Origin of the sequence: Campylobacter sp. IFREMER_LSEM_CL1846 (assembly GCF_025772105.1) — a bacterium.
Classification (GTDB): domain Bacteria; phylum Campylobacterota; class Campylobacteria; order Campylobacterales; family Campylobacteraceae; genus Campylobacter_D; species Campylobacter_D lari_D.
Window position 1 is genome coordinate 25,609 of record NZ_JAKMRM010000006.1, and the last position, 15,494, is coordinate 41,102.

The 15,494-nt window shown below is 29.0% G+C and carries 17 protein-coding genes and 1 tRNA gene; 8 read left to right on the forward strand and 10 right to left on the reverse strand.

Translation table 11 applies throughout. The features are described from left to right. Window positions 1-8 precede the first annotated feature (8 nt). From L8W40_RS04070 to L8W40_RS04080, 3 genes are read right to left on the reverse strand one after another with little or no spacing between them, the layout of a single operon-like run. Complete coding sequence (locus L8W40_RS04070; protein WP_133319279.1) at window positions 9-728, reverse strand: arginyltransferase; 720 nt, start codon at window positions 726-728, stop codon at window positions 9-11. Further along, window positions 728-988, reverse strand: coding sequence for a hypothetical protein (locus L8W40_RS04075; protein WP_263661557.1), 261 nt, complete (start codon window positions 986-988; stop codon window positions 728-730). The genes L8W40_RS04070 and L8W40_RS04075 overlap by 1 nt, the downstream gene beginning before the upstream one ends. Continuing rightward, window positions 985-2,427 (reverse strand): acetyl-CoA carboxylase subunit A, encoded by a 1,443-nt coding sequence (locus L8W40_RS04080; RefSeq protein ID WP_220566761.1) that lies wholly within the window; start codon window positions 2,425-2,427, stop codon window positions 985-987. The genes L8W40_RS04075 and L8W40_RS04080 overlap by 4 nt, the downstream gene beginning before the upstream one ends. Before the next feature lie 118 nt (window positions 2,428-2,545). On the opposite strand from L8W40_RS04080, the gene L8W40_RS04085 reads away from it, so the two are divergent. Beyond that, window positions 2,546-2,622, forward strand: a tRNA-Arg gene (locus L8W40_RS04085). Between the two features lies 1 nt (window position 2,623). Here L8W40_RS04085 and L8W40_RS04090 read toward each other — a convergent pair. The 5 genes from L8W40_RS04090 to folD form a co-directional block, all read right to left on the reverse strand. Further along, complete coding sequence (locus L8W40_RS04090; protein ID WP_263664729.1) at window positions 2,624-3,382, reverse strand: CorA family divalent cation transporter; 759 nt, start codon at window positions 3,380-3,382, stop codon at window positions 2,624-2,626. Then, entirely contained in the window at window positions 3,376-4,497 is a 1,122-nt protein-coding gene (tgt, locus tag L8W40_RS04095; RefSeq protein WP_263664730.1) for a tRNA guanosine(34) transglycosylase Tgt, read from the reverse strand. Before tgt ends, L8W40_RS04090 begins: the two co-directional genes overlap by 7 nt. A gap of 89 nt (window positions 4,498-4,586) precedes the next feature. Then, window positions 4,587-5,753, reverse strand: coding sequence for a pyridoxal phosphate-dependent aminotransferase (locus tag L8W40_RS04100; protein WP_263664731.1), 1,167 nt, complete (start codon window positions 5,751-5,753; stop codon window positions 4,587-4,589). A 162-nt stretch (window positions 5,754-5,915) separates the two neighbouring features. Next, a complete protein-coding gene (lepB, locus tag L8W40_RS04105; RefSeq protein WP_220566758.1) occupies window positions 5,916-6,764 on the reverse strand; it encodes a signal peptidase I in 849 nt (282 codons plus the stop codon). After that, on the reverse strand, window positions 6,761-7,609 hold the full coding sequence (gene folD, locus L8W40_RS04110) for a bifunctional methylenetetrahydrofolate dehydrogenase/methenyltetrahydrofolate cyclohydrolase FolD (RefSeq protein WP_133319286.1): 849 nt from the start codon (window positions 7,607-7,609) through the stop codon (window positions 6,761-6,763). The genes lepB and folD overlap by 4 nt, the downstream gene beginning before the upstream one ends. Window positions 7,610-7,690: 81 nt before the next feature. Here folD and L8W40_RS04115 point away from each other — a divergent pair, with 81 nt between their 5' ends. The 7 genes from L8W40_RS04115 to L8W40_RS04145 are packed head-to-tail and all read left to right on the forward strand — an operon-like array spanning window position 7,691 to window position 13,535. Beyond that, the gene (locus L8W40_RS04115; protein WP_133319287.1) at window positions 7,691-8,035 is read left to right on the forward strand and encodes a c-type cytochrome; all 345 of its coding nucleotides are present in this window, start codon (window positions 7,691-7,693) and stop codon (window positions 8,033-8,035) included. Then, on the forward strand, window positions 8,032-9,309 hold the full coding sequence (gene hemL / locus L8W40_RS04120; RefSeq protein WP_263664732.1) for a glutamate-1-semialdehyde 2,1-aminomutase: 1,278 nt from the start codon (window positions 8,032-8,034) through the stop codon (window positions 9,307-9,309). The genes L8W40_RS04115 and hemL overlap by 4 nt, the downstream gene beginning before the upstream one ends. Beyond that, window positions 9,306-9,584: an AtpZ/AtpI family protein gene (locus tag L8W40_RS04125; RefSeq protein ID WP_039641170.1), complete on the forward strand. Its 279-nt coding sequence runs from the start codon at window positions 9,306-9,308 to the stop codon at window positions 9,582-9,584. Before hemL ends, L8W40_RS04125 begins: the two co-directional genes overlap by 4 nt. Then, window positions 9,568-10,053, forward strand: a complete 486-nt coding sequence (locus tag L8W40_RS04130) for a hypothetical protein (protein WP_263664733.1) — start codon at window positions 9,568-9,570, stop codon at window positions 10,051-10,053. Before L8W40_RS04125 ends, L8W40_RS04130 begins: the two co-directional genes overlap by 17 nt. Further along, entirely contained in the window at window positions 10,047-11,243 is a 1,197-nt protein-coding gene (locus L8W40_RS04135; protein WP_133319290.1) for an MFS transporter, read from the forward strand. The genes L8W40_RS04130 and L8W40_RS04135 overlap by 7 nt, the downstream gene beginning before the upstream one ends. After that, complete coding sequence (locus tag L8W40_RS04140) at window positions 11,233-13,242, forward strand: flagellar hook-length control protein FliK (RefSeq protein ID WP_263664734.1); 2,010 nt, start codon at window positions 11,233-11,235, stop codon at window positions 13,240-13,242. Before L8W40_RS04135 ends, L8W40_RS04140 begins: the two co-directional genes overlap by 11 nt. A gap of 2 nt (window positions 13,243-13,244) precedes the next feature. After that, entirely contained in the window at window positions 13,245-13,535 is a 291-nt protein-coding gene (locus L8W40_RS04145; RefSeq protein ID WP_133319292.1) for a FlhB-like flagellar biosynthesis protein, read from the forward strand. Here the strand turns inward: L8W40_RS04145 and L8W40_RS04150 are convergent. Both L8W40_RS04150 and L8W40_RS04155 read right to left on the reverse strand, forming a co-directional pair. Continuing rightward, window positions 13,510-14,319, reverse strand: coding sequence for a phosphatidylserine decarboxylase (locus tag L8W40_RS04150; protein WP_263664735.1), 810 nt, complete (start codon window positions 14,317-14,319; stop codon window positions 13,510-13,512). The genes L8W40_RS04145 and L8W40_RS04150 overlap by 26 nt on opposite strands. Further along, window positions 14,320-15,450 carry a metallophosphoesterase gene (locus L8W40_RS04155; protein WP_263664736.1) on the reverse strand — a complete coding sequence of 377 codons (1,131 nt, stop codon included), beginning with the start codon at window positions 15,448-15,450 and terminating at the stop codon, window positions 14,320-14,322. Between the last annotated feature and the right edge of the window lie 44 nt (window positions 15,451-15,494).

The window sequence follows — 15,494 nt, forward strand, 5'->3', positions numbered from 1 at the left end:
CTATAAACCTAACTCCACAAAAATGCCTGTTCATCTAAAGCACTAGTGTGTTTTAAAATTTCATTTGGACTATAATCGGCTTTATACGATAAAGATTGACACCCTTTTACAAAATATCCTAAATAAATATATTTTAATTTTTTTAATTGTGCAAGCTTGATTTCTGTTAAAAGCGAGTATTTTCCAAGACTTAGATGTGAAAAATCAGGATCATAAAAACAATATATACTAGAAATTCCATCTTCTAAAATATCAATCAAATCAACACAAACTAACTTATTATCTATATAAAAATCAAGTTCATATCCAAAAGTACCTGCATTATCTACATAAAGATTGTAATATTTTCTAAAATTTAAATCATAAATTTTCCAATTTCTTTTATCTTTTTGATAATGGTGGTATTTTTCATAAAGCAGTAAATGCTCATCACTTAAAGAAGGTTTTTGTAAGATTATCTTAGTAGCTATATTTTTTTTTAAAACCCTACGATAGCTTTTACTAAAATGGAAATTTTCTACCAAAATACGCAAATTTTGACATTCATTACAATCATTACATATTGGTCTTGAAAAATATGATCCAAAGCGACGCCAACCTCTTGAAACTAATTCTTGATTTTGCGCTTTGTTAATAAAAGATATATAATTATACTCATTTCTACAATATCTATTTTCAAGATAAGGACATTCTTCTTCTAAAGTACAAAAACCAATAATATTATTCATTAGATCTTTTTAATATCACTATTTTTTACAAATTCCATAAATTCATTAGCTAAGCGCTCTTCTTTTAAAAACATATCTTCAAATTCTTGTTCTTGCTTTTTATCTTCATTTTGCTTAGCTAAGTCTTTTTGTATAGCATCTAAGTCAGTATTTTTCATACTAACTCCGCTTTTACTCGCTTTAACCTTTTCTTTTTTTATTTGACCTTGTTCTTTTTGGAGTGCTTTTTTTATATCTTTTAATTCATCTAAAAAACTCATGATTGCCTACTTTCTTTTATCTTTTGTAAGGCTGCAGCTATAGCAGCAATTACTTCTTCTTTATTTTCTTGGTGTCTATCTTCTGTCTTTTCCAAAAGCTCTTCCATATGTGTTTCTATGAAAGAAGTATCAAAATACCCTCTTCTAAATTCTCTTATTTTGGTAATTGCAATCAAAAATGGAACAGTTGTTCTAATATCATCAATCACAAATTCTTTCAAAGCTCTCTCAAGTCTATTAACTGCACTATCATAACTTGAGCCCTTAACAATTAATTTTGCAAGTAAAGAATCATAATAAGGTGGCACAGTATAGTCTTTATATAAATGACTATCCACTCTCACAGATGGCCCTAAAGCTGGAAAATACTCTGTAATTTTGCCTGGACTTGGAATGAAATTTTTCCATACATTTTCTGCTGTAATCCTAGCTTCTATCGCAAAACCTCTTGGTTTTATATCGCTTTGCTCAAGATCTAAAATTTCCCCATTTGCTATACGAATTTGTCTTGTGATAAGGTCAATCCCCGTGATTTCTTCAGTAATTGGGTGTTCTACTTGAATTCTTGTATTCATTTCCATAAAATAAAATCTATTATAATCATCAAGTAAAAACTCAACCGTCCCAACATTCGTATAGCCCACAGCTTTTGCAGCAGCTACTGCAGTAACTCCTATGGTTTTTCTTAGTTTTTCTGAAATACTTGGGCAAGGTGCTATTTCAATGATTTTTTGATGTCTTCTTTGTATTGAGCAATCTCTTTCACAAAGATGAATGATATTACCATAATTATCTGCTAAAATTTGAAATTCAATATGCCTTGGATTAATAACATATTTTTCCATAAAAACTTCATCATTTTTAAAAAAACTTAGTGCTTCTCTTTTGCATGCTTCAAAAGATTTTTCCAAATCCTCTTCTTTATGTACTACGCGTATGCCTCTACCGCCACCACCACCACTAGCTTTTAAAATTACAGGATAGCCTATTTTTAAAGCTTGAAGTTTGATTTCTTCTAATGTGCAATGATTTAATTTTTCAGTACCTGGAACTACAGGGATTCCATTTTTTTTCATTAAATATCTTGCTATGTTTTTATTACCCATTTTACGGATAACATCTGATTTTGGACCTATAAAGATAATCCCTGCTTCTTCGCATTCTTTTGCAAATTCATAATTTTCACTTAAAAAACCATATCCAGGATGTATAGCATCAGCTCCACAAGCTTTAGCAATCTCAACTATTCTTTTACCATCTAAATACCCTCTTATGGCATCAGTTCCTATTCTATATGCTTCATCAGCAACTTTTACATGCAAACACTCATAATCAGGTTCAGTATAAACAGCAACACTTTGTATATGCAAATCTCTACAAGCACGGATCACCCTTACTGCAATCTCACCTCTATTGGCTATTAAAATCTTATGTATCATGACTTTGCCTTAAGCTAAAATATTAAAAAGAAGATTAGCATAAAAATATAAAAATTCTATAAAAATATTTATTTTTGCTAATTTTAAGAATTTTTTGATAAAATTACTCTTTATTTTTGCGCCCATAGCTCAGCTGGATAGAGCATTTGATTGCGGTTCAAAAGGTCAGAGGTTCGAATCCTCTTGGGCGTACCACTTACTTCTTTTTTACAGAAAATTCATCCAAATCTAATTCTTTTTTATCTTTAAATTGATACCATAAAAATAAAATAAAAAATATTGTTAAAATCACAGCCAAAACATAGTAAGTTCCATATTCATTTTCAGATAAAAATAAATTTTTGGTATTCATACCAAAAAATCCAACGATTAAATTTAAAGGTAAAAAAATTGCAGACATAATACTTAAAAAGTAAATATTTTTATTTATTTTTTCATTTCTTGCGGTATTAATATAAGTGTAAATCCCTTCTAATCTTGATATATTTTCTTTAATATTTTTTTCCAAAACAGCTAAATTTAAAATAATTGTTTTTAAACTTTTCTTTATAAAATGATGCTTACTATGACAAATTTTACAAGCCTCTAAAACAGAAGAAACCATGTTGTAACTTTTACTAAGCTTGACTTTTAATATAAAATATTTTGTCAAGAAATTCTTTACTTTTTTATTTTCTAAAATCAACTCCTCTCTTTTTTCTATAGAAAGGTTAATGGTATTATTTTTTTCTTTTTCATTTTGCAAAATTTCTTTTAATATAGCTATAAATTCCGTATTAGAAAATAAAATCAAATTTTCATCTTTATACTCAAAAATTTGATTTTCTTTAAAAACAAATACACTTTTAGAATTTTTAGTTATATCTAGAGTGAAAATATCAAAATCATCAAATTCATAATAAGCATTTGATATATTAATATTACTAATAATTTGTTTTAAAGTATCATTTAACACATTCTTTGCCTATAAAATTCTTTTCTAAAATTTTCAAATTCATCTTTAATAATAGCTTCACGCATTTGCTTGACCAAATTTAAATAATAGTGTAAATTATGAATACTTGCAAGTCTAAAAAAGGTTAATTCTTTGGCTTTAAATAAATGATTTAAATAGGCCCTTGAAAAATTCTTACATGTATAGCAAGAACATTTGCCGTCTATAGGGGCATGATCAGTGATAAATTCTGCTTTTTTGATATTAAATTTTCCAAAGCTAGTAAATAAGGTACCATTTCTTGCATTTCTTGTTGGCATCACGCAATCAAACATATCCACACCTCTTGCTACATTTTCTACTAAATCTTCAGGCGTGCCAACTCCCATTAAATATCTAGGGCGATTGTTATCCACATAAGGCATCATAGCTTCAACCGTATCATACATAGCCTCATTTTCTTCTCCCACGCTTAATCCACCTATAGCAAGCCCATCAAAATCCATCTCACAAAGTGCTTGAGAACAAATTTTTCTAGCTTCAAAATCAGTCCCACCTTGGATAATACCAAAGATATTTTGCCCTATTCCCACACCTTGACTTTGTTTTAACTTATGATAATCAATAGCTTCTTTTGCCCATTTCATAGTGCGTTTTAGAGAAAGTTCTATCCTTTCTTTACTTGCAGGTAAGGCCACTAAATCATCTAAAATCATCATAATATCTGAATTAAAATCATATTGTGCATCTAAAACACTTTGCGGGGTAAAATAGTGCAAACTTCCATCGATATGACTTTTAAATTGAATACCTTTTTCATCAGGTTTTGAATTTTTACTTAAAGAAAAAGCTTGAAAACCTCCACTATCTGTTAAAAAAGAGCCTTCAAATTTACTAAAACCGTGCAGGCCACCCATTTGCTTAATCACTTTAGAACCAGGCCTTAAATACAAATGATAAGTATTTGCTAAAATAATTTTTGCATTTAAAATCTCACTCATATCAACAGCATCTAAACTTTTAATCGCAGCCAAAGTTCCAACGGGCATAAAAATAGGAGTTAAAATTTCACTATGTGTAGTTTTTATACGACAAGCTCTAGCATTTGCACTTTTATATTGAACTTCAAATTCCATTATTTTTCCTGTATTTTTTGCATAATCATACCAAAGACTTGCTTATAAGTTTTTTTGAAAGAAAGCCTGTTTTTAACAGGCTTAAGAAATTAGTAGTTTTTTACAAATTCAACGATTTTTTCACAACCTTCAATAATATCTTTTTCATTAGTTGCGTAAGAGAGCCTAAAATACCCTTCCATGCCAAAACCAATACCTGGCACCAAAGCTACTTTTTGCTCTTCTAGTAGTCTTTTACAAAATCTCATAGAATCATTATCAACTTCTTTACAAGATATAAATAAATAAAAAGCTCCTTGTGGAATTTGTTCTAATTTTAACTTATCGCTTTTGGCTAAAATTTCACAAGCTAATTCTCTACGCTTTAAAAAGGCTTGTCTCATCATTTCAATATCATTATCTGCTTTTCCAAGCAAGGCTGGTAAAGCTGCGTGTTGGATGATTGAACAAATATTTGATGTACTTTGCCCTTGTAGTTTTTTAACAGCATTATTAAACTCGCTCATTTTACTTGCCATGTATCCAAAACGCCACCCTGGCATAGCACCACATTTGCTAAGACCATTAATACTTACAGTTCTATTTAAAGCATCCTCACTAACTTGTGCAAAAGCACAAAATTCTCCATCATAAACTAATTTTTCGTAAATTTCATCACTTAAAACTACTATTTTAGTTCCTTCTAAAACCTTAGCTAAAGCACTTATTTCTTCTTTAGAATATATAGCTCCTGTAGGATTTGATGGAGAATTAAACATCAAAACCTTAGTTTTTGAAGTAATAGCTTGTTTTAATTGTTTTGGGGTGATTTTAAATCCATTTTTTGCCTCACCTTCTATAAACACAGGAGTTGCGCCTGCAAATTTTACCATTTCAGGATAACTCACCCAATAAGGACTTGGAATGATAACCTCATCACCTTCTTCAACTAAACACTCAATCGCCATAAACAAAGAATGTTTAGCACCAACATTGGTAATGATTTCACTTGTTTTATAATCTAAACTATTATCATTTTTAAATTTATATTGTATAGCCTCTATAACTTCTTTTATACCCACAACTGGCGTATAAGCTCCACAACCTTTTTCAATAGCTTCAATTGCTGCTTTTTTAATGATTTCTGGAGTATCAAAATCGGGCTCACCTGCCGAAAAACTAATAACTTTCTCACCATTTGCTTTTAAAGTTTTGGCTATATCAGTCATTACTAAAGTTAAGGATTCTCCTAAATTTTGAGATCTTTGGCTTAGCATTTTCTATCCTTTTATCTTATACTAATTTTAATTTTTGTAATTGTTACAACTTGGAGCTTAAAAAATTCTACGAGTAAAATCAAGATTGTATATTTTTAAAAAATTTTGTGTAGAAACTATACATTTTCTACACAAACTATTTTTATTTGTTTCTTTGGGTAATTATTCTAAAGCTTCTATGTCGCTTTCATTATGATGAATAAAGCGTTCATCTTTTTCTATAGTTTCAACTAAACGCCCTACTCTTTCCCATCTAACTTTTTTATTTTCATCCCATGAAAAATAAATAAACCAAGGTTGTCCAACTATATATTTATAATCTACACTTCCCCAAAATCGACTATCGCTAGAATGATCACGGTTATCGCCCATCATAAAATATTCATTTTCAGGTACTTTATAATAATAAGCATTAAAACCATAAATATTATTAGCACCTAATTCATCAAAAGAAGCAGGCTTCATAGCAAATTGTCCCAAATTTAAATAGCGAAAAAATACACTGTCTATATCTACTCTAGAATCATAATGTATCCCTTTTTCCACAAAAGGCTCTTTTACAAAAAGTCTTCCGCCTATGATTTTTGTTTTATTAGGATAATAATCTTTCATATATTCATCACCCTCAACCATACGCACATATAAGGTTTTATTTGCAAAAACTACTTCATCTCCGCCTTTGGCCACACATCTTTTTACATAGTGGATTTTTGGCTCATGCGGATATCTAAATACCACAATATCCCCTCTTTTAGGACCTTCACCACTTACTAAATGTCCATTTTTATTAAAATCAGGTAAAACAGGAATTTCCACCCAAGGAATATGCGGGGTTGGAATACCATAAGAAAATTTTTTTACAAATAAAAAATCCCCTACTAATAAAGTATTTTTCATAGAACCGCTTGGTATAGTAAAAGCTTGTATAAAGAAAAATATAATCAATAAAACAACTACTAAAGTTCCTGTCCAAGATTGTGTAAATTTATAAATTTTCTTCAAAAATTTCATTTTTTTATCCTATTTTTAGCTGATTTTATAGTATTTTCTAAAAGCATAGCAATAGTCATAGGCCCTACTCCACCTGGTACAGGAGTGATATAACTAGCTTTTTTACTAACATTTTCAAAATCGACATCGCCTACTATTTTTCCATCAACTCTATTAATCCCAACATCAATTACCACCACACCTTCTTTAACCATATCTTCTTTTAAAAGATTTGGACAACCTGCTGCTACGATAACAATATCAGCATTTTTTGTATAAGCTTTTAAATCTTTTGTATAAATGTGACAAATACTCACACTAGCATTAGCATTTAACAAAAGAGTAGCCATAGGACGGCCTACTATATTTGAAGCTCCTATTACAACTACACTAGCTCCTTGTAATTTTATATCATAATGTTCTAAAATTTTCATAACGCCTAAAGGTGTACATGGTAAAAAACCACCTTTTAAATTAAGATTTAAATTTCCGACATTAAAGGGGTGAAAGCCGTCTACATCTTTATTAAAGTTAATACTTTCTAAGATTATATCTTTATTAATATGTGATGGCAATGGAAGTTGAACTAAAATTCCATCTATACTATCATCATGATTTAAAGTATTAATCAAAGCCAAAAGCTCATTTTGAGTTGTATTTACATCAAGTTTATAAACTAAAGACTTAATTTCACATTGCTCGCAAGCTTTTGCTTTAGAACCCACATAAGTAGCACTAGCAGGATCCTCGCCTACTAAAATTACAGCCAAACAAGGCTCTATACTTTGAGCTTTAAGTTCTAATACTTCTTGTTTTAAATTTTCTTTTAACTTATCACTTAGCTTTTTACCATCTAAAAGTGTCATTTCTTTCCTTAAATTTTATAGCTTTCTTTAACTTAAAAAATTGTATCATAACAAAACTTCTTTTTTTGTTAAAGGCAATGAATGAAAATTGTATTATTTTTATTTTTTATAATTTATGGTGCTTGGGCTGAAGATTTTATCTCTCCTAAAGAATACCAAGAGTCCCTTTACAAAAATCCAAGAGGCATAAGTTGTGCTAAATGTCATGGCGATGGAGGTCAACAAATACTAGGTTATTACACTAAAAATGGAGAAAAAATTCCTTTTATTGTGCCAAGTATTAAAAACATTCCTTATACGCGTTTTAGAAAAATTCTAAATCAACCTCAAGAGGCAAAAAGCATTATGCCAACTTACTCGCTAACAGAAGATGAAATAAAATCACTTTATGATTATATTACTAGCAATAAAAGGAGTAAAAAATGAAAAACAATAAAAAAGCCTTTGAGGAAGCTTGTGAGTATATAGCAGGTGGGGTAGATTCCCCAGTGCGTGCTTTTGCAAGTGTAGGTAGCAATCCTTTATTTATCAAACAAGGCAAAGGTGCTTATATTAGCGATATAGAAGAAAATACTTATATAGATTATGTGCAAAGTTGGGGACCTTTACTTTTTGGACATTGTGATGAGGATATTGAAAAAGCTTGTAAAAAAGCATTAGAGCATGGCTCGAGCTTTGGTGCGCCAACTTTAGCTGAAACTAAATTGGCTAAATTTATCTTAAAAGATTGGCCACATTTGGATAAAATCCGTTTTGTAAATAGTGGCACTGAAGCTACTATGAGTGCTATTCGTCTTGCAAGAGGATTTAGTAAAAAAGATAAAATCATCAAATTTGAAGGATGTTATCATGGGCATTCTGATTCTTTATTAGTAAGTGCTGGAAGCGGTGCAGCTACTTTTAACACCCCAAGCTCACTAGGAGTTTTAACCGATGTAGCTAAAAATACTCTAGTAGCCGTTTATAATGATATTGATAGTGTTAAAAACTTAATCAATAATGATGATAATATAGCTTGTATCATCATAGAGCCAATTGCAGGAAATATGGGTTTAGTACCTGCTAAAATAGAATTTTTACAAGAGCTAAGAAAACTATGTGATGAGCATCAAATTCTTTTAATTTTTGATGAAGTTATGAGTGGCTTTAGAGCTTCATATCTTGGCTCTTTTGGGATTAATAATATAAAAGCTGATATAGTAACTTTTGGTAAGGTTATAGGCGGAGGTATTCCTGCAGCTGCTTTTGCTGCAAGAGCTGAAATCATGGATTTATTAAGTCCTTTGGGCGGGGTATATCAAGCAGGAACACTAAGTGGCAATCCTCTTGCTATGGCTGCAGGTTATGCGAGCTTAAAAAAAGCAAGAAATTATGAAGGCTTATATGAAAAATTAGAAAAACTAGGCAAAAGACTTACTCAAGGCTTTAAAGAAGCTGCAAATGATTGCAAAATTCCTTTGCAAGTTAATTGCGTTGGTTCTATGTTTGGATTTTTCTTTTGTGAAAACCCTGTTAATAATTATAAAGACGCTTTAAAATCAGATACTAAATTATTTGCCAAATTTCATGCGCAGATGCTAAGCAAAGGTGTATATTTAGCACCATCTCAATTTGAAACAGGTTTTATATGTGAATGTATGGATAAAAAAATCATTGATAAAACTATACAAGCAGCACAAGAAAGTTTTAAAGCATTATGAATAAAAGACAAAAAATCATTCGCAAAGGTATAGAAGCTGCAGATGGATTAAGCCTTGGTATATCCATGGTTGTAGCTGTTTTAATCGGAGTTGGTATAGGCTATTTTTTAAAAAACTTAACCGGCATTGTTTGGCTTTTTTGGGTAGGAGTGTTTATAGGAGTAGCTGCGGCGATTTTAAATGTTTACAAAGCCTATAAAGCACAAGTAAAAAGTTACGAAGAATTTAAAGAAGAAAATCGCTATAAAGATTTAAAAAATGATCCTAAAGCCTAAAATTTTATTAAAACTCTTGCTAGGATTAAATTTACTTTTCTTAGCAGGAGTTTTTTTTTACAAAGAATTAAGCTTTAAAACCTTTATAAGCTTTGAATTTGGCTTTTTAGCTCAAAATTTAATCATTCTAATATCTTTTTTAAATTATAAAAATTTTATTTTTAAAGCAGCTAAAAATTATGATTTTATGCAAAGACCTTTACAAATTTTTGCTAAAAAACAATATTCTTTGCCAAAAATTATAAAATTTATCTATATAGATGACGATTTAAAACCAAAATTTAAAAGTATTTTTAAAAACGCGTTAGCTTTTTTTTCTTTATTTAAAATTTTTGCTTATGTGTTTTTAATAGCAGGATTTTTATTTTTAGAGTTTCAAGGTTTAATGAGTATTTTTGCCTTGTTTTGTGCAATGTTTGTCACACCCATAGCGGTATTAATATATAATTTTTTAATAAGAAAATGTTAAGCTCAAAAAGAACGATTAGATCACTAACAGCATTATTTCTTGGTATGATTTTTGTTTTCATAGGAAGTGCTTTAACAGTAAATTCCATAGCTATTATTTTAAAGCATAATAATGTTAGTAATTTTTATATAGGCGTAATAGGAAGTTGTTATTTTCTTGGTGCTATGGTAAGTACAATTAGTGCCCATAGAATAGTTTCTAAAGTAGGACATATAAGATCATTTGGAATTTTTGCTATTATTTTTGGTATAGCCACCATGCTTCATAGTTTAAATTCTAATCTTTATTTTTGGATGTTTTTAAGATTTTTGCTAGGTTTTTGCTATTATGCGCTTTTAATGGTAATAGAATCATGGCTTAATGAAAAAGCAAAAAACACTATTCGCTCAAGAGTGATAGCCTTTTATGAGGTTGTATTTTACTCATCATCAGGTTTTGGAATTTTACTTATGTCTTTTGACTTTCCAAGTAATACAGTATTTATTTTAAGCGCTAGTTTTATTATGTTTGCCTCCATTCCTTTATTTTTAATCCGCATTAAAGAGCCTATTTTGCCACAAAAAACAAAAATTTCCATTCCTAAGGTTTTTGATATAGTGCCTTTAGCCTTAGTAACAAGTTTTATAGCGGGCATGCTTTTAAATGGCTTTTTTTCCATGGCTTCTTTATTTGTACTTATACAAGGATTTGGCGCAAAAGAAGCTTCTATTTTTATTTTCTCTACTATGGTAGGTGGCTTTATTTCGCAACTTTATATCGGAACTCTTTCTGATAAAATTAGCAGAAAATTTGCCATTATATTGTGTGCTTTTATTGCTTTAAGCGCTATGCTTTGCATACTACTTTTAGAATATAATATTTATCTAAAATACTTTTTTGGATTTTTGCTAGGCATGGGCATGTGTTGTTTATACGCTCTTTCTTTAGCAAGAGCAAATGATATGCTTGATAATCCTAGCAAAAGAGTTGAACTTGGCAGAGCAGTTCTTTTTACCTATTCTTTTGGTGCTTTATTTGCACCTGCAGTTTTGGGAACTTTGATGTATTATTTTCAAGCTTATGGCTTTATGTATTTTTATATAGTTTTATTAAGTATTTTGATACTATTTGCCATCGATAAACCAAAATTTAAAAAACTTACCAAATTTAAAAGAAAACCTGGTAATATGGTAATGCTAGATGATAACTAATATCTCTAATAATCAAAATCAGTTTGCAAAAAATGAAACAAATAAAGAAAATAAAAGTGAAAAATCAGACAAAAAAACCTCGCTCAATGAAGCGTTAAAAAATCCTTTATTTTCCAAAAGCGATTCTGAAGTTAAATTACCCAAAGATTATATTAGCAAAATTGATCAAAAACTACAAGAATTACTTAATAAACTTTTAGATCAAATCAAAACCAATAAAGATCCTGATTTGGCATTATTAAAAAATCATAAAGATTTAAATTTTGCACCTAATTTTGCCAATGAAGTAAAAAAACTCCAAGTAGAGCTTTCAAAAAATCCTGAATTTGAAAAACTGCTTAAAATTTTAGAAGATTTAGTCAAGCCTGCTAAAGATATTAATAATAAAAATCTTTCATCTTTAGTGAAAAATTCAGGCATATTTTTAGAAGCAAAGCTCAATCATTCTTTAAAAGAACAAAATTTACCACAGAGTTTTTTTAATCTTTTAAGTACTATAAAAGGCGCTACAAGTGAAAATTTAAAACACGATATAAGTAATTTAGATCTTAAAAATCTTGATACTACAAGCACCTTAAAAGAACTTATTCACATCTTACAAAATCACAAAAAAGATAATAAAATTTCTTTAGAAAATACAAACTACAAAACACTTTTTAAGCTATTTGATAAAATAGAAAATTTTAAAAATTATATCAATAAAAACCCAAGTTCTATTAGTCAAGAAAAACTCCAAAATATTGCGGATAATTTTATCAAAAATCTTAATAAAAATTTAACACTTATCAACAAAGAACTAGCTAAACCCGAAAACATAAAAATTCAAAACACTCATATACTAAAAGAGCTTAGCCAAAATATAAAAGATTTTATAATACTTTTAAAAGATATAAAAAATCACAAAAACAAAACCGAAACAACGCAAGAAAATTTAAATAAAACTCCACACACTAAAGACATCAAAGAAGAGTTAAAAGAAGAAATAAAAACTCCACAAAAAAGCACAGAGGATAAAAAAGAAACTCAACAAAAACAAGAAAGCATAGCAAAAGATAAAGAAATTCAAAACACAAAAGAAGAAAAAATACCACAAAGTAAAGATATCAAAGAAAATCCCAAAGAAGAGCCAAAAACACCACAAAAAAATACTGAAGATTTAAGCAAAAATGATAGCAAAAGTCAAAATTTACAAACAAATAATACTAAGTTAGAGGATATATTTAAAAGCACTTCGGGTAAAATTTTACTAGAAGATATTTTCAAACAAAATGTAAGCAAAAATCTTAATTTTAGCCAAAATTTACAAGAAGAGCTTTTAAACAATCTAAACAAAGAACTAGGCTTAATAGGAAGAAAACTCAATGAAGTTTTAAAAGCTTTAGATCCTAAAAATTATGAGGCAAAAAATTCTTTAGATGATATAAAAAATATAGAAAAAAAATTAGAACTTTCTATAAAAGATCTTGGAAAAATCACCCAAAAAGATAGCACAGAAATTTCTTCAGAATTACAAAAAGATATTAAATCCACTCTTTTACAAGTTTCTAATCTAGCCAAAAATTTAGACAATGAAAGCATACTAAATCAAACAAATCGTCTTATAGCTCAGCTTGAGTTTAATCAACTTTTATCTTTAGCCAATAATAGCATTCATACTTTTTTACCTTTTTTTTGGGATGATTTAGAAAAATCTAATGTAGTTTTTAAACGCGGTAAAAAAGATAAATTTTATGCACAAATTAATCTTGAATTTGAAAAATTAGGAAAAATCAATGTATTTTTATCTCTAAGTAATGATAAATACATCGATATAAATATGATGATAGAAAATGCTAATTTTAGAAAAAAACTTTATGAAAGAGCACATGAACTAAAAAAAGCCTTAGTTAAAGTAGGACTTCTAAGCTCTAATTTTTTCATCAGCGATATAATTAAAAGTAAATTTCACAATCAAGAAGAATATAATGACTTTAATATGGGTTTTGACACAAGGGCTTAAAAATGGCTAAAAAAACAAAAAAAGCCGTTGCGCTAGGCTATAACAAAGAAGAACAAAATGCACCAAAAATCCTAGCTAATGCCAAAGGTGAAAACGCTGCTAAAATCATCTCTTTAGCCAAAGAAAATGGCATACCCATAAAAGAAGACAAAGACTTAGTAGAAGTGCTTAGCAAACTTGATCTAGGCGATGAAATCCCACCTAATATGTATAAAGCAGTGGCTGAAATTTTTGCCTTTTTATATAAAGTTGCTAATGAAGATGAGACTAAGCAAAGTCCGCAATCTTCTTAGAAAATTCAACTTGCTCATAAGCATTTTTACTAAATTTTAAAAACCTTTTTTGAGCGATTAAAACTATAGTTGAACCTAGCTCAAAATTTCCAAGTCTTTGGCCTTTTTTTACAAAAAGATCTTCATAGGTATGAGTAAAATCAAAATTTGCTGCATTAGTTTGTATGCTAGTATCAAAGCTAAAGTGCATTTTACCGACATTTAGCGCACCCACAAATACCATCCAAAGTATAAATTTTCCTTCCACTAAGCACTTTAAAACTACTCTTTCATTTTTAGTATAAAGGTTTATAATTTTAGCTAACTTTGCCTCACTCACACTAAATAAAGCCCCGCTCATATAAGTAGCACTTAAAATTTGCATATTACAAGGTGCATGATAATGATGATAATCTTTTGGAGATAAATAAATATTTGCATAATCTATGCCATTTTCCAATTCTTCTTTACTAGCTGAGTTTTTTAAAAGCTCTTCTATACTATAACTTGAACCTTTAATGCTAAAGGCTAAATTTTCTTTTAAATCATTTTGAAAGCTACTTCCAAGTTCTAAAATTTTACCATCACTTGGACTTATAAAGCCATCTTCTAATTCTCGCTCATTTAATAAAGTTCTTGTAAATAAAGCATTTAAACTCTCATATTCTTCTAAAGGTTTAAATTCACTCATATTGATATTAAAAGCATTTACATAAGCTTTATTAATATTTTTTTGTATAATTTTTGGAAATTTATATTTTGCTATGATTCCAAACATTTTTGAAGCACTATTGCTAAATCCCACTCATTCTCCTTTTAATCTAATCAAAGCTATCTCACTAGGGGCTAAAAATCTCACAGCAGGTCCCCAAAATCCAGCTCCACTGCTTACATAAAGCAAACTATCCTTGCTTAATTTATAAAGCCCATACACAAAGCCTTGTTCTAAATATACTAGCAAAGAAAAAGGGAAAATTTGTCCTGCGTGTGTATGCCCTGATAAAATCAAATCAAACCCACTCACATCATAAGTTTTTACATATTTTGGCTGATGTGTGATTAAAATATTAACTTTTTCTTGATTGATTTGAGTTTTGATTTTTTCTATATTGCTTTCTTTAAAACCCAAACACTTGGCAGCCAAATCCAAAGTCCCACTTAAAGTAAAATCCCCAAAATCAATACTTTCATCTTCCAAAACTTTGAAATTTTTAAGAGTTTTAAGCTTTTTGCTTATTGCATTTATATCATTATAATACTCATGATTTCCATAAACAAAATAAGTACCATATTTTGATTTAAAATTTTCTAATAAATTAATATAAGGCATACTAGCAATATCTGCATCGATTAAATCCCCAGCTATAATGACTATATCAGCATTTAAAATATTAACTTCATCGATTAAGGTTTTTAAAAAATCTTCTCCTAAATTTTTTCCCAAATGCACATCAGAAAGTAAAACTATATTTAAATCTTCTTTTAAATTTTTAACTTTAATATCTACCTCATTAACCTTAGGTGTGCTAATAGCATTTACAAAACCTTTAAATACCATACTAACGCTAAGTATAATAAGCCAAGAATCAAAAATTAATTTTAAAAACTTTCTTCTTTGGACACTGAAAATTTGCTCTTTTTTATTTTCATTAAAAAAAATCCAAGAGCCAATTTCAAAAATCACTCCAAAAAGCAAGAAAAAGCAAGTAGCAGTAGGAAAAATAGCTAAAATATAATAAAGCTTTTCATGCAAAAAGTCCCCGCGCATATTTATAAAAAAGATTAATTCACATGCAAAAACTATTAAAACAAAAGCTAATACAAACTTCTTATAAGGTTTTAAAAAACCAACCCTACTTAAAAATCTTTTATAAATATACCAATTTGCCAAAGCAAAAAATAAAACTAATAAAGTAAAAAAAACAAATGCTCTCATGGCGTAATTTTATTTAAGCAAAATTAATACTTTTTAAAGTAAAA